This window comes from Hymenobacter agri, from assembly GCF_054778495.1.
Genome location: NZ_BAAGZM010001149.1, coordinates 1 through 750, shown reverse-complemented (window position 1 = coordinate 750; position 750 = coordinate 1). Strand labels below are relative to the sequence as shown.

1 protein-coding gene is annotated in these 750 nt (G+C 66.0%); it reads left to right on the top strand.

Annotated features, from left to right (window positions below; all coding sequences use genetic code 11):
• On the top strand, positions 1-750 hold a 750-nt coding region (locus ACYVDE_RS25025), incomplete at both ends, for a lytic transglycosylase domain-containing protein (protein WP_460504222.1).

Genomic DNA, 750 nt, shown 5'->3' with positions numbered 1-750 from the left:
CGGCCGTCGACTCGGCCCGGCTGGAGTGGCTGCGCACCCCGCCCACCCTGCGCGACCTCGTGTGCGACCGCGTGGGCTGCTTCGAAACTGAGGTGCCGCACCAGTTCAACAACTCGGTGATGGCCTACGTGACCTTGTTCACGGCCCGCAACCGCAGCTACCTACAGCGCGTGCTGGAGCGCGAGCAGTACTACTTCCCGATTTTTGAGAAATACCTGGCGCAGTACAACCTGCCCACCGACCTCAAGTACCTGGCCGTGGTGGAGTCGGCCCTGATTCCGACGGCCAAGTCGCCGGTAGGCGCCACCGGCCTGTGGCAGTTTATGGGCCCCACCGCTGGCGACCTGCGCCTGAAGCGCGACGAGTGGATTGACGAGCGCATGCACCCCGAAAAGGCCACCGAAGCGGCCTGCAAGCACCTGCGCTACCTCTACGGCATCTTTCACGACTGGGAGCTGGTGCTGGCGGCCTACAACTGGGGTGCCGGCAGCGTGCAGCGCGTGATGCGCCGCACCGGCAAAAAGACCTTCTGGGACCTGTACCCGCACATGCCGGCCGAAACGCGCAACTACGTGCCCACCTTCACGGCCATCATGTACAGCATGAAGTACGCCGAGGCCCACGGCCTGCGCACGCCCACGCTGCGCTACCAGTACGCCGAAACGCTCGATACGCTGGGCCTGCGCGGCCAGGCCTTCGACCTGCGCCGCCTCAGCCGGGCCTGCGGCTACTCCGACTCGCTCTACCTTA